2 tRNA genes are annotated in these 580 nt (G+C 45.0%); both read right to left on the bottom strand.

What is annotated here, in order from left to right:
* Nucleotides 1-231: 231 nt before the first annotated feature.
* A tRNA-Ala gene (locus JI666_RS20970) sits at nt 232-307 on the bottom strand.
* Between the two features lie 56 nt (nt 308-363).
* Nucleotides 364-440: transfer RNA gene (locus JI666_RS20965), tRNA-Ile, on the bottom strand.
* Between the last annotated feature and the right edge of the window lie 140 nt (nt 441-580).

Below are 580 nucleotides of genomic sequence, written 5' to 3'. Positions count from 1 at the left end.
ATCGGTGTTCGTCCCGTCCTTCTTAGGCTTCTAGTGCCAAGGCATCCACCGTGCGCCCTTAGTAGCTTAACCTTAGATTCATTAGACTTGATTGCTCAATCTAACTCCTCGAGTTATTACTAAGTGTTGCTAAATAATTCTTATTGGATGTCGTTGTTTATGCTATCTAGTTTTCAAGGAACATGTCCACTAATTGTTTGTACTAACGTACAATTCTATAGTAGATGTAGTTGGTGGAGCCTAGCGGGATCGAACCGCTGACCTCCTGCGTGCAAGGCAGGCGCTCTCCCAGCTGAGCTAAGGCCCCATTTTTATCCAAGAGTAATATACCAGACGGTAATCTTGGTGTCAATTTGATCTTTATGGTGGGCCTGAGTGGACTCGAACCACCGACCTCACGCTTATCAGGCGTGCGCTCTAACCAGCTGAGCTACAGGCCCATAAAGGGTGATTGACAGTCATTATATTGAAAGAGAATTGCTCTTTCAAAACTAAACGAAACGCTCATGTAAGGTTGGTAACGTAAGTTACCTTCGTAATTCTCCATAGAAAGGAGGTGATCCAGCCGCACCTTCCGATA

It is taken from the genome of Bacillus sp. NTK071 (assembly GCF_017303315.1).
GTDB lineage: Bacteria > Bacillota > Bacilli > Bacillales > Guptibacillaceae > Guptibacillus.
Note: the sequence above shows the minus strand (reverse complement) of the source record. Positions and strands in the feature narration are given on the sequence as shown.